Below are 18820 nucleotides of genomic sequence, written 5' to 3'. Positions count from 1 at the left end.
GACGTGGGAGATCTGCTGCTGGTCCGCCACGGCGAGACGGAGTGGAGCCGGAGCGGACAGCACACCAGCTTCACCGACCTGCCCCTCACCCCGAACGGCGAGGAGCAGGCCAAGTCGCTGGCTCCGCTGCTGGCGGGCCGTTCCTTCGCACTGGTCCTCACCAGCCCGCTCGGCCGCGCGGTGCGCACCGCCGAACTCGCGGGCCTGACGGGGACCGAGCGGGACGCGGACCTGCACGAGTGGTACTACGGCGCCTACGAGGGCATCACCAGCGAGGAGATACACCGCACCCGCCCCGATTGGGACCTGTGGACCGACGGAGGTCCGCCCGGCCCCGACGGCAAGCCGGGCGAGTCCCCCGAAGAGGTCGGCGAGCGCGCCGACCGGGTGCTGTCCCGGGTGGCCGGCGCGCTGCCCGAGGGCGATGTGCTGCTGGTGGCGCACGGCCACTTCCTCCGCGTCCTGACGGCCCGCCGGCTGGGCCTGCCGCCCTCAATGGGTCGGCTGTTCCGGCTGGAGACGGGCACGGTCTGCCGGCTCTCGACCGAGCACGGGCGGCCCGTGATCGCGGAGTGGAACACCAGGGCGTGAACACCACCGTGTAACCGGCCCCGGCCGGAGGTGAGTTGACAGCCTCCGGCCGGGCCCGTCAGAGTCCCCGCTGATGGAGATCGAGGACATGACACCCGCCGAGGAGCGGGTGTGGCGCGCCTTTCCGCGTGGGGACGACGTGGACTTCCGGGGGTCGACGGACGAGGACCCGGCGCGGGGCGCGGACTGGGGACCCGAACGGACCGTGCGGGCGGCCGTGGTGCGGGCCCTGCTGCTGAGCGCCCCGCAGGAGGACGGGGAGACGGCCGCTCTCCGGCTGGCGGGCGCGCGGATCACGGGCGTGCTGGACCTCAAGTACGGAGAGGTCGACCGCGCCGTGCGTCTCAGCGGCTGCCACTTCGAGGATGTCCCCGTCCTGTACGGGGCGCGGCTGCGGCAGCTCAACCTGCGCGAATCCGCCCTGCCCGGGCTGGACGCCGCCACCCTCCGCGTGGACGGCGTGCTGCGCATGTCGGACTGCCTGTTCGAGGGGCCCGTCCGGCTCGGCGGGGCGCAGATCTCCGGGGCGCTCTTCATGGACAGGGCCGAGATCGACGAACGGCCCACCGATCAGCCCGCGCTCCAGCTCAACCACGTGACCATCGGCGACGGCCTGTCGGCGCAGGAACTCCGCACCCGCGGCGAGGTACGCCTGACGGGTGCCTCGGTCGCCGGGACGATCGACCTCAACCGGGCGCGGCTGGAGGCCGGTACCGGTGAGGCCGCCCTAGACGCGGAGACGCTCACGGTGGAGGGTGACGTGCTGCTGCGCGACATGGACGTCCTCGGCTGGATCGGCCTGCGCGGCGCCCGGATCGCGGGCCGCCTCGACCTCTCCCACGCCCGCCTGGCGAACCCCGGTGACACGGCACTGCGCGCCAGCAGCTGCACCGTCGGGGAACTCTGGCTGCGCAGGAGCCCGCCCATGACAGGCGCCCTCAACCTGCGCCGCGCCCAGCTGGACGTCCTGTTCCTCGAACCGGACGTGGTCCCCGGGGAGGTCCTGCTCAACAGCCTCGTCTACGCCTCCCTCACCCCGCACGAACCCGCCGAGCGGCGCCTGGCGATGCTGGAACGGGACCGCGAGGGCTACGTCCCGCACGCCTACGAGCAGTTGACCGCCGCCTACCGCCGGATCGGCGACGACGACGCCGCCCGCGTCGTCCAGCTCGCCAAGCAGCGCCGCCGCCGCGGCACCCTGCCGTGGTACGGCCGGTTGTGGGGCTACGTCCAGGACGCGGCCGTCGGCTACGGCTTCCGGCCCCTGCGCGCCGCCGGCTGGCTGGTGTCGCTGCTGGTGATCGGCTCTGTGGCCTACGCGCTGCACCACCCACAGCCGCTGAAGGCGGACGAGGCCCCGCAGTTCAACCCGGTCTTCTACACGCTCGACCTGCTGCTGCCGGTGATCTCCTTCGGCCAGGAGGGCGCGTTCGCCCCCACCGGCGGATACCAGTGGCTCTCCTACACCCTGGTGCTCACGGGCTGGATCCTGGCCACGACGGTCGTCACCGGCATCACCCGGTCGGTCAGCCGCCAGTGAGTGCCCGCACCGCGTGCTGTGCCGCCAGCCGGACGGGGGCGTTGGGGGCTCCGTAACCCCGGTAGCCGTCGTCGCGCTGGACCAGTTCGAAGAAGACGCGGCCGACGGTGCGGGTGTAGCAGTGGCGGAAGACGCCGTGGGCGTCGCGGTCGTAGAGGATGCCGAGGTCGCGGTAGGTCTCCAGCTCACCGTCGGCGAACTCGAAGCGGGCGGCGAGATCGTCGTAGTAGTTCGCCGGGACGGGCAGCAGACCGCCGCCGGCGTCCCGGAAGCGGCGGGCCGAGGCGACCACGTCGTCGGTGGCCAGGGCGATGTGCTGGGCGTGGACGGTGTCGTCCATGGGTGCGGGGCCGACGGTGAGGGCGATCCGGACGCTGCCGTCGGTGTTGGTGACGGCACGGCTGCGGAGCAGGCCGTAGGGGTCGGCGACGTCCACGCTCTCCTGGGCTTGGAGGCCGAGCACACCGCGGTGGAAGAGGGCTGCCTCGTCGAAGTGGTGCCAGGGCTGGACGAGGGCGAGATGGTCGATGCGGCGGACGGTCGCGGGGACGGGTGCCGAGTCGGTGTCCTCGAAGTCGGCCCGCCAGTCGGGCAGGCCAGGGCGGCCGGTGGCGCAGAAGAAGAGTTCCGTGCCGTCGGGGGCGGCGACCGCGTCGAGCGGGGCGTCCCCGGGTGCGCGGCGGCGCGGCAGGACGGGCGCCAGCAGCGCCTCCGCACGCCGGGCCGCCTCGGCAGGGTCCGGTGACTCCAGCCCGATGGCGGCGAGCTGGGTGCCGTCGCGGCGGACGGCCGGCCCGGTGTTGACGAGGATCCGGGCGTCCCCCTGCTCCCACAGGGCGACGGGCTTGCCGCGGTGGCGGGCGGTGCGGGCGAAGCCGAGGGCGCCGAGCAGGGCGGTGAGGGGTTCGGCGTCGGGCGTGACCAGCTCGGCGAAGGCGACGCCGGTGGGGACGACGGGCTCGGGCAGGGCGGCCCGGCCCACCGTCTCCTGGAGGACCAGCAGGGAACGCCGGGCGTCGACGGCGGTCGGACCTGCTTCGGCCTGCCGGAAGACGTCGTTGAAGACCTCCAGGGAGAGCGGTCCTTCGTAGCCGGTGCGCAGCACGTGGCGCACGAGGCCGGCGATGTCGAAGCCGCCCTGGCCGGGGAAGCAGCGGTAGTGGCGGCTCCACTGGAGGACGTCCATGGCGAGCAGCGGGGCGTCGGCGAGCTGGAGGAAGAAGATCTTCTCGCCGGGGATGTCCTCGATGCCCTTGGGGTCCGAGCCGCGCGAGAGGATGTGGAAGCTGTCGAGGCAGGTCCCGAGCGCCGGGTGCCCTGCCGCCTCGACGATGTGCCAGGCGTGGTCGTACGTACTGACGTGCCGCCCCCAGGCGAGCGCCTCGTAGGCCACCCGGATGCCGGAGTCCCGGGCGAGGTCTGCGAGCCGGCTCAGCTGTTCGGCGGCGAGGGCGTCGTCGTCCACCGCATGCGGGGAGACGCTGGAGCAGACGAGGACCGTGTCGGCGCCGAGCCTGCGCATCAGCTCGAACTTGTGGCGGGCCCGCCGCAGGTTGCGGGCGAACTCGTCCTCGGGGACGGCTTCGATGTCCCGCATCGGCTGGTACAGGTCGATGGAGAGGCCGAGGTCGGCGCAGCGGGCGCGGATCTCCTCGGGGGTGAGGGGGCTGGCCAGCAGGTCGTTCTCGAAGATCTCCACTCCGTCGAAGCCGGCCCGGGCGGCGGCCGTGAGCTTCTCGGTGAGGGATCCGCTGAGGGAGACGGTGGCGATGGACGTACGCACGTCGGTACCTCTCTTCAGTTCGATGCCCCTACGGCTCCGGCCAGTTCGGTCAGGTCCGCCAGCATCCGCGCGGCGTCGGGTTCCCGTCCGGTGAACAGGCGGAACGCGTCGGCGGCCTGGAAGGCGGCCATGCCGCCGCCGTCGAGGGTGGCGCAGCCCAGCGCGCGGGCGGTGCGCAGCAGTTCGGTCTCCAGCGGTCGGTAGACCACCTCGGCGACCCACAGCCCGGGGCGGAGCAGCTCGGCGGGCAGCGGCAGGCCGGGGTGGGCCGCCATGCCGGTGGGTGTGGCGTGGACGATGCCGTCGGCCTGCGCGAGCAGCCGCGCCTGCCGGTCCGGGGCCGCGGCGGCGGCACGGTCCTGGCCGAAGGCGCGGTTGAGGGATCCGGCCAGAGCGGCGGCCCGTTCGGGCAGGGCGTCGACGACGGTGACCCGCTCGGCGCCGAGGGTGAGCATGGCGTGCGCGACGGCCGCGCCCGCGCCACCGGCGCCCAGCTGCACGACCCGCTCCAGCGGCGCGTCGGGCAGTCCGCGCGCGAAGGACGCGGCGAAGCCGGTGACGTCCGTGTTGTGGCCGACGGCCCGGCCGTCCTCGAAGACGACGGTGTTGACCGCGCCCAGCGCCTCGGCCTGCGGCGCGAGCGCGTCCAGGTGCTCGATGACGAGCTGCTTGCAGGGGTGGGTGATGTTGAGCCCGTCGAACCCGAGGTCGCGGGCGGCCCGCACCAGATCGCCCACCGCCTCGGGCGGCACCCCGAGCGGGTCGATGTCGATCAGCCGGTACAGCAGGCGCAGGCCCTGCCGGTCGCCCTCCCGCTCGTGCAGTGCCGGGCTGAGCGACGGGCCGATACCGGAACCGATCAGTCCGACGAGATACGAGTCCTTGGGCACACGGGCCTCCCGAGCGGCTCACTAATGTACGAACTAGTACGTTAGCTATATCAGCCGAGCTCGACCACGGGAAGGCCCCGGTGGGATCCGGCCCCTGCTCCTAGAATCACCGGCACCGGCCCCTCCGCCCGAAGGAACCTGATGACCAGCGTCGAAGAACCGGCACGTCCTGGCGAGCGCGAGCGCGTCCGTGACGCCGCCCGCACCCAGGCCGAGATCCTCGACGTCGCCACGCAGGAGTTCGCCCGGGCCGGCTACGACGGGGCCCGCGTGGACGAGATCGCCGCCCGCACCCGCACCACCAAGCGGATGATCTACTACTACTTCGGCGGCAAGGAACAGCTGTTCACGGCCGTGCTGGAACGGGCCTACGGCGTGATCCGGGAGGCCGAGCAGCAGCTCGACGTCGAGCACCTGGACCCGGTGGCGGCCATCCGCCGCCTGGCCGAGGTGACCTTCGACCACCACGAGCAGCACCCGGACTTCATCCGTCTGGTCAGCATCGAGAACATCCACGAGGCGCAGCACATCGCCGCCTCCGGGAAGCTGGCGAGGATCGGCTCCCCCGCCCTGGACGTGATCGGTCGCATCCTGGAGGAAGGCCGCAGGTCAGGGCTGTTCACGGCGGACGTCGACGCCGTCGACCTGCACGCGATGATCTCTTCCTTCTGCTTCTTCCGGGTCTCCAACCGGCACACCTTCGGCGCGCTGTTCGGCCGCGACCTGGTCGCCCCGGCGCAGCGCGCGCACTACCGCGCCATGCTGGGCGACATGGTGATCGCGTACCTCACGGCGGAGCGCGCGGCGGACTGACCGTCCGGCGCCGAACACCGGGCGCACGACCCCTTGACACCGGCGGCACTCGGGCGCAGCATCCCTAGCCATCCCCTACTAACTACCCAGTGGGTTAATTAGCCGCGATCCGGCACTTCCCCCTTCGCTCGTCCTTCGCTCGTCCTTCTGTTCACTCCGCCTATGGTGGAGCCGCCAAAGGAGCCGCCGTGTCCGTCCCCGCCACGCCCCGAGGGGCCGCAGCCCCGCCCGGTCAGCCCAGGAAAGCCGCGACCGCCGCCTGGATCGGCAGCGCGCTGGAGTACTACGACTTCTTCATCTACGGCAGCGCCGCCGCGCTGATCTTTCCGGAGGTGTTCTTCGACGAGTCGGACCCGGCCACCGCGACCCTGCTGTCGCTGGCCACGTTCGGCGTCGCGTACGCCGCCCGCCCGGTCGGCGCGCTGGTCCTCGGCCACTTCGGCGACAAGCTCGGCCGCAAGAAGATCATGGTCTTCACGCTGATGCTGATGGGCCTGTCGACGTTCCTGATCGGCTGTCTGCCGACCCGGGACCAGGTCGGCACGCTCGCCCCGGTCCTGCTGGTGCTGTGCCGGGTGCTCCAGGGCATCTCGGCGGCGGGTGAGCAGGCCAGCGCCAACTCCATGACGCTGGAACACGCGCCGCCGGGCCGGCGCGGCTTCTTCACCAGCTTCACCCTCAGCGGCACGCAGGGCGGCCAGCTGCTGGCCACGCTGGTCTTCATCCCGGTCGCCGCGATGCCCGAGGACCAGTTGCTGTCCTGGGGCTGGCGGGTGCCGTTCTGGCTGAGCGTCGCGGTCGCCGTCGTCGGCTGGGTCATCCGCCGCAAGCTGGACGAGACCCCGGCCTTCGCCCAGCAGGCCGCCGAGCAGGGCGTCGTCAAAATGCCGCTGGTGGTGCTGCTGCGCGAGCACTGGGCGGATGTGCTGCGGGTGATCGGGGGCGCGCTCATCGCCTCGGTCAGCACCATCTTCACGGTGTGGGCGCTGGCGTACGCCACGAGCGACGCGGTCGGCATGTCGCGCACCGCCATGCTGTGGGTGGGCGCCCTGGCCAACCTCGTCGCACTCGCCGCGATCCCGCTCTGGGCCACCCTGTCCGACCGGATCGGCCGCCGCCCGGTGTACCTGATCGGTGCGGTCGGCAGCGCGGTGACGATGTTCCTGTACCTGTGGGCCGTGTCCACAGGCTCGTACCCGCTGACGTTCCTCCTCGGCATCCTCTGCTTCGGCGTGGTCTACAGCGCCGCGAACGGCGTGTGGCCCGCCTTCTACGGCGAGATGTTCACGACCCGGGTCCGGCTGTCCGGCGTGGCCATCGGGACGCAGATCGGTTTCGCGGCGGCCGGCTTCGCGGTGACGTTCGCCGCGCAGATCGCGGGGCCGGGCGGCGACGACTGGTCGGCGGTGGCCCTGTTCACGGCGGCCCTGTGCGTGCCGCCCGTCATCGCCGCGCTGTCGGCTCGCGAGACGCACCGGGTTCCGACGGAGGCGCTGGGCGTACGCCCGGCCCGGGCGACCACGGAGCCGGAGAAGGTGACGGCCTGAGCCCTTGACCGCTCCCGCCGGGTCCTCGCGGGCCCGGCGGGGTCTCGTCAGCCGTTGGACCAGGCCCGGCGGCACAGCACCAGGCGATAGCCGTCCGGGTCCTCGACGGTGACGCCCCACTCGTTCCAGTAGGGGTTGGGGGATTCGACCCGCTTGCCGCCGTGCCGCTCCAAGCGGGCGATCAGGTCCGCCGGGACCGGGCCGTCGGCGTAGACGACCAGCAGATCCTCCTCGGTGGGGCGGGGATCCACCGGCCGGGCGGACTCGTACACGAGCTCCAGATGCCAGTCGGCGTCCGGCCAGCCGAGCATCAGCAGGTCGTGGTGACCCGGTTCGGATCCGCCCTCGGACCGCCACACGACACTCAGCCCGAGCCCCTCACGCCAGAACCGCTCGGCCGCCGCGAGGTCGCGGGAGGGGCGGGCGATCCGGATGTGGCTGCGACCGTTCACGGGCATGGCGACCTCTTCTCGTGGCGTCCTGATCTGCGGCGGCGATGCGCCTCGCAGCCTAGGAGGCCGGCCGCCGCCTGACATCGGCCGTCGGTCCTGCGCCCCGGAACCTAGGACTTGGCGTGCAGAGCTGGATCAGGTTGCCGTTCTCGCGTGATCACGCATGGTTCCTGCACGAGGATGGGGTCTGAGGCGGTCCGGGCGGGGTATGCCGGATCTCACCTCGACGAGCGCGACGGAGGATGAGCGATGGCACAGCTGCGACAAGAGGTCGACCCGGATGAGGCCGGGCTGGATCCAAAGGCGCTGGGCCGCCTGGACCGGCACTTCGCCGGTCTCGTCGACGAGGGCCGGCTGCCGGGCTTCCTCGTGTCCGTCGCCCGCGCCGGACGCGTCGCCCACCTCACGACGCGCGGCCTGCGCGACATCGCGGCCGGGCGGCCCGTCGAGCCGGACACGCTGTGGCGGGTCTACTCCATGACGAAACCGGTCACCGCGGTCGCCGCGCTGCTGCTCGTGGAGGAGGGCCGGCTGTCGCTGGACGACCCGGTCGCCGACCACCTGCCGGCCTTCGCCGACCCGCGGGTCTACGTCGACGGCTCCGGTGCCGACATCAGAACCCGCCCGGCCACCGGCCCGATACTCGTCCGGCACCTGATGACCCACACCTCGGGCCTGACCTTCGGCTTCTACCACACCCACCCGGTGGACGCCCTGTACCGCGAGGCCGGCCTGGAGTCGTCGGTGCGGCCGGGCTCGGACCTGGCCGAGACGATCGAGGTGTACGCGAGTCTGCCGTTGCAGTTCGAGCCCGGCACGCAGTGGAACTACTCGGTGGCGAGCAACGTCCTGGGCCGGGTCGTCGAGGTCGTGTCGGGGCAGCCGCTCGACGTGTTCTGCGCCGAGCGGGTCTTCGGGCCGCTCGGCATGACGGACGCCGGGTTCCACGTCACGGACGAGCAGGCGCCACGGCTGTCCGAGATGTACGGGGAGAAGGAGGGCGGCGGCATCGAGCGGATCCCCGGACTGCCGCTGCGCGGCGGCCGGCCGCGGTTCCTGTCCGGCAGTGGCGGCATGGTGGCCTCCGCCCACGACTACCACCGCTTCATGGAGTTCCTGCGCCGCCGGGGCGAGCTCGACGGCGTCCGGCTGCTCGCCCCTCGGACGGTGGACCTGATGACCCGCAACCACCTGCCCGGCGGCGCGGATCTGCGGGCATTCGGCAGCCGCCCGGCCCATGACGAGTCCGGCAACGAGGGGGTCGGCTTCGGGCTCAACGTCTCCGTGGTGATCGACCCGTCCCGCACCCAGGCGCCGTCCGGGCTCGGTGCCTACGGCTGGAGCGGGGTGGCCACGACGACGTTCTGGGTCGACCCGGGACGCGACCTGACGGTGCAGTTCATGACGCAGGTGCGGCCCAAGACCTCGCACACGGTCTTCCGGGACCTCAAGAAGTTCGTCCACGAGGCCGTGTCGGGCTGACCCCCGCCACTGGTCGACGCGGAGTGTGAACCCGACGCCGTCCCGGGTGAGTTCACTCAGCCACTGCTCGGACCGTGCCGCTCGCCGGGACCAGGTCAGTGGTCAAGTTTCTCCCCCGTGCCGAGGCCGTGTTCGCGGCATGCCTGACGGAACCGGTCCAGACAGCGGCCCCAGGCCCCGGAGACACCGAAGTCGAGCAGGTGGGGCAGGAGGGCGGCGGAGAAGTCGGCGCTGGACTCCAGCGGCAGCAGGGAGGGCAGGTTGTCGATCGCGATCAGGTCGAGCGGGGGGTCTTCGCGCAGCCGGCGGACCGGCTCGTCCCAGTCGGTGGTCTCGTCGTACACCGGAAGGACGTTGAGCGGGGAGCCGACGTCGCACGTGACGTCGCACAGGGTGCGCAGGCGGCGCTCCGGGGTGTCGAGGTCCTGCTCGCGGAGGAAGGGCGGGACCGGGCTGGTGGCGAGTACCGCGTTCACCATCACGTCGTGCGCCAGCAGGGCGCGGCGGTCCAGGTCGCGGGTCTCGGCGAGGTCCCAGCACGTCGGGTCCGCACCGGCGGTGGCGAAGGCCGTGCGGGCACCGCGGCCGCTGCGTCCCAGGGCGCCGATGACCAGGCCGGTGAACTCGGTGTCGTCCGGGTCGGGCTTCAGCGTCTCGTCCAGGGCCTCCTTCGTCGTGGGCGTGAGCGGCGCCCGCAGCCGGCCGCGGTGCTGGAGCACCGCCAGGGCCGCGCCCAGGTAACCGGCCCAGAACCCGAAGGCGGCGAGGCGCCGCCCGGTGTCGTCCACCAGGTACTCCAGGTCGAACAGCGCCCCTCCCCCGGCGGCGAACCGGCGCAGGAGGCCGGCCGCTCCCGGCTGGCCCTTGTAGGCGTGGCCGAAGAAGATGTGCCGGTGCGTCAGTCCCGCCGTATCGTCGGGCAGTTCCTTCAGACCGAGCACGACGGCGTCCCGCGGGGCCGACACCCAGGAGCCCGCGGGGGCGACGCGGCAGCCGGCCGCCTCGTACTCCTCGGTCGGGAAGACCCGCTGCGGGGAGTCCTCGACGGTCAGTGCCACTCCGTGCTCGACGAGCCGCCGGGCGTCGTCGGGCACGACCGGTGTGCGTCGCTCGGTCGTTCGGGCCTCGTGGCGCAGCCACAGATGGAGCTCGGTCATACCAGGTGGGCCTCCGGACGTGAGGCGCCGGCCACGAAGGGCCGGCGCTCAAGGGTCGGACGTCCACGAAGCGTACGCGGCCCGCACGGGGGTCGCGCACGAATGCGCCCAGGTCACGTCGAGGGGCTCCGGATCTGCCCCGGCGTCGTCTCAGGAGGAGCTGACCACCGCGTCGAGGTGGGGCAGGTGGTGGTCGAGGCGCTCCCGCTTGGTCCGCAGATAGGTGATGTTGTTCTCGCACGGCGGGATCAGCAGCGGCACCTGCTCGGCGACCTCGATGCCGTGGTTCACCAGCGCCTCACGCTTGCGCGGGTTGTTGGACATCAGGCGGACGGACTTGACGCCCAGGTCGTCGAGGATCCGGGCGGCCACGCCGTAGTCGCGGGCGTCCACCGGCAGGCCGAGGGCGAGGTTGGCCTCGACGGTGTCCAGGCCCTCCGCCTGGAGGGCCATCGCGCGCAGCTTGGCGAGCAGGCCGATGCCACGGCCTTCATGCCCTCTGAGGTAGACCACGACACCGGCGCCCTCGGCGACGACCGCGCGCAGGGCGGCGTCGAGCTGGTCGCCGCACTCGCAGTGCTGGGAGCCGAAGGCGTCGCCGGTCAGGCACTCCGAGTGCAGCCGGATGAGCACGTCGTCGGTGCCGAGGTCGCCGTAGACCAGCGCCACCTGTTCGTCACCGCGGTCGTGGTCCAGGTAGCCGACCGCCTGGAATTTCCCGTACACAGTGGGCAAGGGCGCATTCACGACGCGTTCCACGCCGGTCCGCTGCGGTGACTTCTTGCCGAGTACGCCAATTTTTTCTGTCATGATTCTCGAGTTCCTAAGCAGAGACGAAAGGCCGTGACGTTATGAGTGACTTGGTGCCGGCGGACACCACGGAAGACGTACGGACGCGGGGCGCCGGTGTCTCACGGCAGGTCGCGGTGCTTCCCGTGGGGAGCTTCGAGCAGCACGGTCCGTATCTCCCGCTGGCGACCGACACGCTCGTCGCCTGTGCCGTCGCGCGGGAGATAGCCGGCGCGTACCCGGTGCACCTCCTTCCTCCGGTGACGATCTCGTGCTCGCACGAGCACGCGGCCTGGCCGGGGACCGTGAGCATCTCCTCGGTGACCCTTCATGCGGTGGTACGGGACATAGCGGCTTCGCTCCGCCGGTCGGGCGTCGACGCCCTGGTGGTGGTCAACGGGCACGGCGGAAACTACGTACTGGGCAACGTCGTTCAGGAATCCTCCGCCCGCGGCGAGCGGATGGCGCTGTTCCCGGCCCCGGAGGACTGGGAGGCGGCGCGGGAGCGGGCGGGTGTGGTCGCCTCGCTGCTCACCGACATGCACGCGGGGGAAATAGAGACCTCCATCCTTCTGCACGCTCATCCCGAAATGCTCCGACCCGGTTATGAGACTTCCGATTTTGTCGCTGACGACCGGCGTCATCTGCTCACCCTCGGCATGTCCGGTTATACCGATTCCGGTGTCATCGGCCGTCCTTCGCTGGGTTCGGCGGAAAAGGGGAAGGAACTCCTGGCGAGCCTGGCGGATTCCTTCGGGGCGTATTTCTCGCTGCTGACCTCCGACGCGTAGTCAGGCACGGTCGCGGGGCCGGGTCCGGGGGCCGGTGAGGCGGACTCGGACCCGGCGCGCAGGCCCGCGTACCAGCGGGCGACGAGCACGACCAGGCCGGGCAGGCTCGCCACGAGGCTCAGCACCCCGTAGACGACCGCGACGGCGAGTCCCCGGCCGGCGCCCAGGCCCGCGGCGCCGAACGCCCAGGCGGTGACGCCTTCCCTCGGTCCCCAGCCGCCGACGTTCAGCGGCAGGCCCATGGCCAGCAGCGCGAGTACGGCGAGCGGCACCAGTACGGCCACCGAGGCGGCGGCTCCGGCGACGCGGGCGGCGAGGACGAACATGGCGACGTAACCCGCCAGGACGACCACCGAGGAGACGACGACTCCGGGCCCGTTGCGGCGGGACAGCAGCCCCTCGCGTGCCTCGGTGAGCATGGCGCGCAGCGCCCGGCCCCGGCGGGAGGGTGCCGGGCGGTTCATGCGCAGGGCGAGGACGACGGCGAGTGCCCCGAGTGCGGCCAGGACCGCGAGCGGGGCGATGTGCCGGGCCTGGGCCAGCACCGGGGACGGCATGGTCAGCAGGACCACGGCCCCGAGGGCGAACAACGCGATCTGCCCGGCGGCCCGTTCGAGGACGACGGCCTTCACGCCCCGCCGCACGTCCCCCTCGCTCTGCCCGTGCCGCACCGCCCGGTGCACGTCGCCGAGCACACCGCCGGGCAGCGCCGCGTTCAGGAACAGCGCCCGGTAGTAGTCGGCGACGGCCGGCCCGAACGGCAGCCGGATCCTCAGGCTCCGGGCCACGAGCGCCCATCGCCACGCGCTGAACACGGTGGTGACGAGCCCGATCCCGAGCGCCAGCACCAGGGTCGTCGCGTCGATGCGGCGCAGCCCGTCCAGGAAGACCCCGGTGCCCAGCCGCCACAGCAGCACCCCGAGGATGACGACTCCGGCGAAGGTGCCGAGGTGGGTACGGACCTTGCGGGAGCCGAGCCGGGCGAGGGCGGAGCGGACGGGGCCGGGCCGGGAGGGCGCCGGGCCGGTCATGGGCGTCGGGGTCCCGGCGTCGGCGACGGGGTGTGCGGAGAGGGCCGGCTCGCCGGGTCGGCGCACGCCCGTGTCGTCGGCGACCGGGCACGGCACCTCCGGATCGGCCAGGGGCGCGACGGCGACCCCGGTCCCGGCGGGCGAACGCCGGCCGCTGCCGGTCACCGACGGCTCGGCCGCGGCCGAGGACGGCGCCGGAACTCCGGTTCCGTCGAGCCGGCCCCCGTCGGCGGTCTCGGCGCTCTCCGGCAGCCGGGCGGCGTCAGCGGGCTTCACCCGCACACGCGCCTCCGCCACCGCGCCCCGAGGCGCGACGTCCGTCCCCGCCCTCGGACTCATGACGCTCCGCCCTCCGGGCGGCACAGGGCCAGGAGGTCGGTGTGGTGGACGGTGACGCGCAACCGGCCGGCGGCGCAGTCGGCCAGGCGTTCGGCCAGGTAGGCGTCGGCACGGGCGCGCAGGTCGGGGCGCTGCTCGACGGCGGCGCCGACCCAGCCGCGCAGCCACTGCTCGGTGAGCGCGGCCTGCTCGGGGCCGAGCCGCCACGGGCTCGGATGCAGCCGTACCGTCGCGCCGTGCTCGGAGAACGCCTCGGCCGCCGCCGTCACCGCGTCGGGACCGAGCAGACCGTCGCGCCGCTGATGATCGTTGAACGCCTGGGCGATCTCCGAGTCCAGCGGATGGGACGGCGTCAGCTCCACGCGGCCGGCGACGGACAGCGTCAGCAGGGCGGGGCAGCCGGCTCCGGCGCAGGCGGCGGCGAGGGTCTCGATCTCCTCGCGGGTGAGGACGTCCAGCAGGGCGGACGCCGTCACCAGGGAGGCGCCGCGCAGGGCGTCCGCGGTGAGGCGGGCGACGTCACCGCGCCGCGTCTCCACGGTGACCCGGCTGCCGTCGGCGGCGGTGCGCGGGGAGGCGACGGCGGCGAAGTGCAGCAGATAGGGGTCGCGGTCGTGCAGGACCCAATGCTGCGCGCCGTCCAGACAAGGGGCGAGCCAGCGGCCCATCGAGCCGGTACCGCACCCGAGGTCGTGGATGACGACACCGCCCGGCTTGCCCGGCAGGTTGGCGAGCCGGATGCGCAACGGGTCGAGCAGATCGTGCGCCCGCGCGGCGGCGTCGGCCGGCTCCCGCAGCTCCAGCCACTCGGGCGCGTAACGGGGCGGATCCTCGGGATCGGCCTCACGCAGCTTCACGGTGGGCCGCGCGCCGGGTGTGCCGGAGGGGCCCGCGCCCGGGATGACGGCGTCCGCGGACTCCGCGGCCCGCCACGCCCCGGGACTCCCGCCCGGAATCAATCCGTCCATCGACTCGGCAGCCTCCCTCGGCCCGGGCTGGGCCGGTATCGTCCCGCTCTGCTGGGTCGTCACCGGGTTCGTCATGCGGCCCTCCGGGGGTCGTTCGGGAGCCGGCGCAGTACCGCCGCCAGGCTCTGTGCGGTCGCCGCCCAGCCGCCGAGGGCGGCGCGGCGGCTGCGGGCGGCGGCCTTGAGGCGACGGCGTACGTCCGCTTCACCGAACCAGCAGCGCAGTTCGGCGGCGATGGCGGCGGAGTTCTCCGGCGGGACGAGGATGCCGGGCACACCGCCGTCGGGAGCGCGGCCGACCGCCTCGGGGAGCCCGCCGACGTCCGTGGCCATGACCGGGATGCCGCGCGCCAGTGCCTCGGTCACGGCCATGCCGTACGTCTCGGCGTAGGAGGTGAGGACCATCAGGTCGGCGGTGGCGTAACTGGCGTCGAGCGCGGCGCCGGACTGCGCACCCGCCAGCTCCAGCCGGTCCTGGAGGCCGTGCTCGGCTATGAGGGATCGCAGATGGGCGACGTACTCCGGGTCCTGGGTGAGACTGCCGACGAAGACGCAGCTCCACGGCAGGTCGGTCACCGTGGCCAGTGCCTCCACCAGCCGGTGCTGTCCCTTGCGCGGGGTCACGGCGGCCACGCACAGGAGTCGTGAGACGCCGTCGGTGCCGGGCGCGAGCGGCGCGATGTCGGCGCCGGGCGCCGCGACGTGCACCCGCTCCGGGGGAAGGCCGTGGTGGGCGACCAGCCGGCGGACCGCCCAGTCGCTGGTGGCGATCACCGCCGGCACCGCCCGCAGCACCGCCCGTTCCTTGGCGTCGAGTTCGGCGGCCACGGCCGGGTCGAGCCCGGTCTCGTCGCCGAGCGGGAGGTGGACGAGGACGGCCATGCGCAGTCGATCCGCCTCCGGCACGACGATTTCCGGGACGCCGCAGGCGACCAGCCCGTCGAGCAGGACGACGGCACCGTCGGGCAAGCCGCTCAGGGCGCGGGCGAGTTCCGTACGGGCCGCCGCCCCCGGCCGGGGCCAGTCACCGGCCACGGCGTGCTTGGTCACCTGCCAGCCGAAGCCGGGCAGGTCCAGGCACACGCGCCGGTCGTAGGCGTTGCCGCCGCTGGGCGCGGCCGGGTCGTCGACGCCGCCCGGCAGCACGAAGTGCACGGTGCGCAGGGACATGGGGATGATCTCGGCGTTCTTCAGGGTGGCGTGCTGCACGGGAACGTAATTCAGCCGTGCGGGTACCGGTCCGCTCTGCCCGGGCCGTTCGATCGTCGTGTCGGTCACAGCGCACGCTCGTAACTCGCCCACGCGATGTGTGATTCATGCAGGGTGACGGTCAGGCCCGCGATGCCCTTGGCGCCTTCGCCCAGCGCGCCCTTGTGGATGCGCTCGGCGAGCCGGTCGGCGATGACCTTGGCGAGGAACTCCGTAGAGGTGTTGACACCGGCGAAGTCGGGCTCGTTGTCGAGGTTGCGGTAGTTCAGCTCGCTGACCACCGCCCCGAGTTCCTGGGTCGCCAGCCCGATGTCGACGACGATGTTGTCCTCGTCCAGCTGCTCGCGCCGGAACGTGGCGTCCACGAGGAACGTGGCCCCGTGCAGGCGCTGCGCCGGTCCGAAGACCTCGCCGCGGAAGCTGTGGGCGATCATGATGTGATCGCGGACGGTGATGCTGAACAACGGACGACCCTCCAGGTGCGGCGCGTCTGCTCCCCCGCCATGGCTGCCGGGGATGCCGTGTATTACGGCTCCTTGCCTTCCCCTGTTCAGTCTCCGGTACGTCTTTTCTCAGGTCAGGCGCTTTCGCCGTATCCACCCGGCACTGAAGTCGTACGGAAGCCGTACCGGATGGAACGATTCGTCAGTCGATGCGTCAATCGCTCTCGCCGTAGCGGACCCGGTGACACAGCGCGGGGATCTCGCCGGAGGCGAGCTTCGGCAGCACGTCCGGCAGGTCCTCGAAGGCGGATTCGCCGGTGACGAGGGCGTCGAGGGCCGGGTCGGCGAGCAGGTCGAGGGCGAGCGCGAGCCGGTCGGCGTAGGTGCGGTTCGGGCGGGCCGGGGAGACGGTGCCGACCTGGCTGGAGCGGATGACGAGCCGCCGGGAGTGGAAGGCCTCGCCGAGCGGCAGGCTCACCTGCCGGTCGCCGTACCAGCTCAGTTCGAGCACGGTCCCTTCGGCGGTGAGGAGTTCCAGGGACCGGGCCAGGCCCTGCTCGGTGGCGCTGGCGTGGACGACCAGGTCGCACTCGCCGAGGGCGTCCTCGGGGGACGCGAAGCCGACACCCAGGGCCTTGGCGATGCCGGCCCGGCCCGGGTCGGCGTCGACCAACTGGACGCGCACACCGGGGAACCGGGCGAGCAGGGCGGCCACCGAGCAGCCGACCATGCCCCCGCCGACCACGGCGATCCGGTCTCCGACCAGGGGCGCGGCGTCCCACAGGGCGTTGACGGCGGTCTCCACGGTCCCCGCGAGCACGGCCCGTTCGGCCGGGACGGTGCCGGGTACGGGTGTGACGGCGCTCACCGGGACGACGTACCGGGTCTGGTGCGGGTAGAGGCAGAACACCGTACGTCCGGCGAGCGCCTCGGGCCCCTCCTCCACCACGCCGACGTTGAGGTAGCCGTACTTCACCGGGCCCGGGAAGTCGCCTTCCTGGAACGGCGCCCGCATGGCCGTGTGCTGGCTGGCGGGCACACCGCCGCGGAAGACCAGCGTCTCCGTGCCGCGGCTGACGCCGGAGTACAGCGTGCGGACCAGCACTTCGCCCTCGCCGGGCTCCGGCAGGGCGACGTCCCGGATTCCACCCCGCCCAGGCGAGTCGATCCAGAACGCACGTCCGGTGTGCTTCATCGAAGTCCTCCTGAACGATCGGGAAGCTGCTTGCGTACCGAGGGGTGCACAGGCCGCGCACAAGGTAGCGGCGTTGATCGACTCTGTCACACGGCCGGAGGGTGTTCGGTGGCCCTGAACAACACTTACGACGCGAGGCTCCAGCAGGAGACCGCCCTGGGGGCGGGAGTGCAGATCCTGCTGCTGGCCCTGATCGGAACGGCGATCGGGATGGGGCCGGCGGGCTGGCTGACGGGCCTCGCGTTCGCGATCGCCACCTGGGCGGTGCTCTCCCGGGCCCTGCACCGTTCCCGGCTGCGCTCGTTCGGCGCGGCGAACCGGGTCACCCTCGGCCGGGCCACCCTCGTCGGCGGGGTCACCGCGCTGGTCGCGGACTCCTTCCAGAGCTCGCCGCCCGTGTCGCTGTTCGTCGGTCTGACGGCGGTGGCCCTGATCCTCGACGGTGTCGACGGCAAGGTGGCCCGCCGCACCGGCACCTCGACCCCGCTGGGCGCGCGCTTCGACATGGAGGTCGACGCGTTCCTGATCCTGGTGCTGAGCGTGTACGTGTCGATGCAACTGGGCCTGTGGGTGCTGCTGATCGGCGGGATGCGGTACGTCTTCGTCGGCGCCGCCCGCGTCTGGCCCTGGCTGACCGCCGCACTCCCGCCGAGCACGGCCCGCAAGACGGTCGCGGCGCTCCAGGGCGTGCTTCTGCTGCTGGCGGGTGCCGATCTGCTGCCGTACGCCGCCAACTTCGGGGTCGCTGCCCTGGCTCTGGGCCTGCTGGTCTGGTCGTTCGGACGTGATGTGCTGTGGCTGTACCGGACCTCGCGGGTCGAGAAGGCCCCGGCCCGGCGGCAGGTGCGGGAACTGGTCGCGAGCTGACGCCCCGGCCGGTCAGGCGTCGAACCGGTCGCGCGCCGACTCGATGTGCCCGAGGTACTCATGGGTCCAGCCGCAGATCAGGTCGACCGTGGCGCGCAGGGCCCGGCCCGGTTCGGTGAGGGTGTACTCGACCTTCGGCGGCACGGTGGGATGCACCTTCCGGTCGACCAGGCCGTTGCGCTCCAGCATCCGCAGGTTCTGCGTGAGCATCTTGTGGCTGACGCCCTCGACCTCGTCGCGCAACTCACTGAAGCGCAGGGTGCGTTCACCGAGGGCCTCGATGATGAGCAGCGCCCACTTGTTGGCCACGTCCGAGAAGATCTCCCGCGCCAGGGAGTCGGCCCGCCGCAGGTCCGCGTTCTCCGGCAGGTCCCTCAACTGCTTGGTCACCATCTGGTTCCCCAGTCACTGAAAAGTGCGTTCTTCCAGGTCGGTCCTCACTCTCCTACGGTTTCCGAGTAACCACAAGAGAGCGCGGTGCGCGCTCGACGGAAGGACGGGCACCATGACCACGATCGATGTCTACGACCACGCCATACCGGCCGAGACCCACTTCGGTTACGCGCAGGCGATCAGGTCCGGCGATCTGATCCATGTCTCCGGACAGCTCTCGTTCGACGAGGCGGGCGGCTTCCGCCCGGAGGACGACATCGCCGCTCAGCTGGAGGGGACCTACCGCAACATCGACAAGGTGCTGGCCCACTACGGCGTCACACGCAACCAGATCGTCTCGCAGACGCTGTACGTGGTGGACCTGGTGAAGAACGCCGACGTGATCGCGCAGGGCAACCGCGCGTACTTCGGTACCCACCGCCCGGTCAGCACGGCCCTGGGCGTCACCGAACTCACCTTCCCCGGGCAGGCGGTAGAGATCAGCTGCGTGATCGACACGAAGCTGCCGGCGTGATCCGGGGCGGCGGCCCCTGGCGGGAGC

Annotated in this window: 18 protein-coding genes and 1 pseudogene; 8 read left to right on the top strand and 11 right to left on the bottom strand. The window is 72.3% G+C overall.

Annotated elements, in window-relative coordinates; translation table 11 throughout:
• Window positions 1-3 precede the first annotated feature (3 nt).
• Window positions 4-591, top strand: coding sequence for a histidine phosphatase family protein (locus CP976_RS36420; RefSeq protein ID WP_150484149.1), 588 nt, complete (start codon window positions 4-6; stop codon window positions 589-591).
• A 73-nt stretch (window positions 592-664) separates the two neighbouring features.
• Window positions 665-2131 (top strand): membrane-associated oxidoreductase, encoded by a 1467-nt coding sequence (locus CP976_RS36415; protein WP_150484148.1) that lies wholly within the window; start codon window positions 665-667, stop codon window positions 2129-2131.
• On the opposite strand, the gene CP976_RS36410 is transcribed toward CP976_RS36415, so the two are convergent.
• Complete coding sequence (locus CP976_RS36410) at window positions 2118-3914, bottom strand: bifunctional sugar phosphate isomerase/epimerase/4-hydroxyphenylpyruvate dioxygenase family protein (RefSeq protein WP_150484147.1); 1797 nt, start codon at window positions 3912-3914, stop codon at window positions 2118-2120. The two genes, CP976_RS36415 and CP976_RS36410, sit on opposite strands and share 14 nt — an antisense overlap.
• Window positions 3915-3928: 14 nt before the next feature.
• The gene (locus CP976_RS36405; protein WP_150484146.1) at window positions 3929-4804 is read right to left on the bottom strand and encodes a shikimate dehydrogenase; all 876 of its coding nucleotides are present in this window, start codon (window positions 4802-4804) and stop codon (window positions 3929-3931) included.
• Window positions 4805-4945: 141 nt separating this feature from the next.
• On the opposite strand from CP976_RS36405, the gene CP976_RS36400 reads away from it, so the two are divergent.
• Both CP976_RS36400 and CP976_RS36395 read left to right on the top strand, forming a co-directional pair.
• Entirely contained in the window at window positions 4946-5617 is a 672-nt protein-coding gene (locus tag CP976_RS36400) for a TetR/AcrR family transcriptional regulator (protein ID WP_150484145.1), read from the top strand.
• Between the two features lie 188 nt (window positions 5618-5805).
• Window positions 5806-7164, top strand: coding sequence for an MFS transporter (locus CP976_RS36395; RefSeq protein WP_150484144.1), 1359 nt, complete (start codon window positions 5806-5808; stop codon window positions 7162-7164).
• A 47-nt stretch (window positions 7165-7211) separates the two neighbouring features.
• On the opposite strand, the gene CP976_RS36390 is transcribed toward CP976_RS36395, so the two are convergent.
• Window positions 7212-7622, bottom strand: coding sequence for a VOC family protein (locus CP976_RS36390; RefSeq protein WP_150484143.1), 411 nt, complete (start codon window positions 7620-7622; stop codon window positions 7212-7214).
• 243 nt (window positions 7623-7865) lie between these two features.
• Between CP976_RS36390 and CP976_RS36385 the strand changes: the two genes are divergently transcribed.
• A complete protein-coding gene (locus tag CP976_RS36385) occupies window positions 7866-9098 on the top strand; it encodes a serine hydrolase domain-containing protein (protein ID WP_150484142.1) in 1233 nt (410 codons plus the stop codon).
• Between the two features lie 95 nt (window positions 9099-9193).
• Here CP976_RS36385 and CP976_RS36380 read toward each other — a convergent pair whose 3' ends face one another.
• Together CP976_RS36380 and ribA are read right to left on the bottom strand one after the other, a co-directional pair.
• Window positions 9194-10255 carry a saccharopine dehydrogenase gene (locus CP976_RS36380; RefSeq protein WP_150484141.1) on the bottom strand — a complete coding sequence of 354 codons (1062 nt, stop codon included), beginning with the start codon at window positions 10253-10255 and terminating at the stop codon, window positions 9194-9196.
• Window positions 10256-10405: 150 nt separating this feature from the next.
• Complete coding sequence (ribA, locus tag CP976_RS36375) at window positions 10406-11065, bottom strand: GTP cyclohydrolase II (RefSeq protein WP_059421618.1); 660 nt, start codon at window positions 11063-11065, stop codon at window positions 10406-10408.
• Between the two features lie 41 nt (window positions 11066-11106).
• Between ribA and CP976_RS36370 the strand changes: the two genes are divergently transcribed.
• Window positions 11107-11835, top strand: a complete 729-nt coding sequence (locus tag CP976_RS36370; RefSeq protein ID WP_086842063.1) for a creatininase family protein — start codon at window positions 11107-11109, stop codon at window positions 11833-11835.
• A 158-nt stretch (window positions 11836-11993) separates the two neighbouring features.
• Here CP976_RS36370 and CP976_RS43985 read toward each other — a convergent pair.
• The 5 genes and pseudogenes from CP976_RS43985 to CP976_RS36345 all read right to left on the bottom strand — a co-directional run.
• Window positions 11994-12866 (bottom strand): annotated as a pseudogene (locus CP976_RS43985) (lysylphosphatidylglycerol synthase transmembrane domain-containing protein); the annotation flags it as partial.
• Window positions 12867-13201: 335 nt separating this feature from the next.
• A complete protein-coding gene (locus tag CP976_RS36360; RefSeq protein WP_373304875.1) occupies window positions 13202-14173 on the bottom strand; it encodes a class I SAM-dependent methyltransferase in 972 nt (323 codons plus the stop codon).
• 71 nt (window positions 14174-14244) lie between these two features.
• On the bottom strand, window positions 14245-15450 hold the full coding sequence (locus CP976_RS36355; protein WP_150484138.1) for a glycosyltransferase family 4 protein: 1206 nt from the start codon (window positions 15448-15450) through the stop codon (window positions 14245-14247).
• Window positions 15447-15845, bottom strand: a complete 399-nt coding sequence (locus CP976_RS36350; RefSeq protein WP_010043117.1) for a 6-pyruvoyl trahydropterin synthase family protein — start codon at window positions 15843-15845, stop codon at window positions 15447-15449. The genes CP976_RS36355 and CP976_RS36350 overlap by 4 nt, the downstream gene beginning before the upstream one ends.
• A gap of 193 nt (window positions 15846-16038) precedes the next feature.
• Window positions 16039-17019 (bottom strand): zinc-dependent alcohol dehydrogenase, encoded by a 981-nt coding sequence (locus CP976_RS36345; protein ID WP_150484137.1) that lies wholly within the window; start codon window positions 17017-17019, stop codon window positions 16039-16041.
• Window positions 17020-17127: 108 nt separating this feature from the next.
• On the opposite strand from CP976_RS36345, the gene CP976_RS36340 reads away from it, so the two are divergent.
• Complete coding sequence (locus tag CP976_RS36340) at window positions 17128-17886, top strand: CDP-alcohol phosphatidyltransferase family protein (protein WP_150484136.1); 759 nt, start codon at window positions 17128-17130, stop codon at window positions 17884-17886.
• A gap of 12 nt (window positions 17887-17898) precedes the next feature.
• Here the strand turns inward: CP976_RS36340 and CP976_RS36335 are convergent, their stop codons facing one another.
• Window positions 17899-18279 (bottom strand): winged helix-turn-helix transcriptional regulator, encoded by a 381-nt coding sequence (locus CP976_RS36335; RefSeq protein WP_059421625.1) that lies wholly within the window; start codon window positions 18277-18279, stop codon window positions 17899-17901.
• Between the two features lie 112 nt (window positions 18280-18391).
• Here CP976_RS36335 and CP976_RS36330 point away from each other — a divergent pair, with 112 nt between their 5' ends.
• Window positions 18392-18793, top strand: coding sequence for a RidA family protein (locus CP976_RS36330; RefSeq protein ID WP_150484135.1), 402 nt, complete (start codon window positions 18392-18394; stop codon window positions 18791-18793).
• Window positions 18794-18820 lie beyond the last annotated feature (27 nt).

Source organism: Streptomyces coeruleorubidus, assembly GCF_008705135.1.
Taxonomy (GTDB): Bacteria; Actinomycetota; Actinomycetes; order Streptomycetales; family Streptomycetaceae; genus Streptomyces; species Streptomyces coeruleofuscus.
This window is presented reverse-complemented; position numbering and strand designations above follow the sequence as displayed.

What these genes read in the sequence shown, in the direction of transcription:
- CP976_RS36390 (WP_150484143.1), bottom strand. Translation starts at nt 7,622, where the DNA reads ATGCCCGTGAACGGTCGCAGCCACATCCGGATCGCCCGCCCCTCCCGC.
- CP976_RS36330 (WP_150484135.1), top strand. Translation starts at nt 18,392, where the DNA reads ATGACCACGATCGATGTCTACGACCACGCCATACCGGCCGAGACCCAC.
- CP976_RS36360 (WP_373304875.1), bottom strand. Translation starts at nt 14,173, where the DNA reads ATGGACGGATTGATTCCGGGCGGGAGTCCCGGGGCGTGGCGGGCCGCG.
- CP976_RS36400 (WP_150484145.1), top strand. Translation starts at nt 4,946, where the DNA reads ATGACCAGCGTCGAAGAACCGGCACGTCCTGGCGAGCGCGAGCGCGTC.
- CP976_RS36385 (WP_150484142.1), top strand. Translation starts at nt 7,866, where the DNA reads ATGGCACAGCTGCGACAAGAGGTCGACCCGGATGAGGCCGGGCTGGAT.
- CP976_RS36415 (WP_150484148.1), top strand. Translation starts at nt 665, where the DNA reads ATGGAGATCGAGGACATGACACCCGCCGAGGAGCGGGTGTGGCGCGCC.
- CP976_RS36380 (WP_150484141.1), bottom strand. Translation starts at nt 10,255, where the DNA reads ATGACCGAGCTCCATCTGTGGCTGCGCCACGAGGCCCGAACGACCGAG.
- CP976_RS36335 (WP_059421625.1), bottom strand. Translation starts at nt 18,279, where the DNA reads ATGGTGACCAAGCAGTTGAGGGACCTGCCGGAGAACGCGGACCTGCGG.
- ribA (WP_059421618.1), bottom strand. Translation starts at nt 11,065, where the DNA reads ATGACAGAAAAAATTGGCGTACTCGGCAAGAAGTCACCGCAGCGGACC.
- CP976_RS36345 (WP_150484137.1), bottom strand. Translation starts at nt 17,019, where the DNA reads ATGAAGCACACCGGACGTGCGTTCTGGATCGACTCGCCTGGGCGGGGT.
- CP976_RS36370 (WP_086842063.1), top strand. Translation starts at nt 11,107, where the DNA reads ATGAGTGACTTGGTGCCGGCGGACACCACGGAAGACGTACGGACGCGG.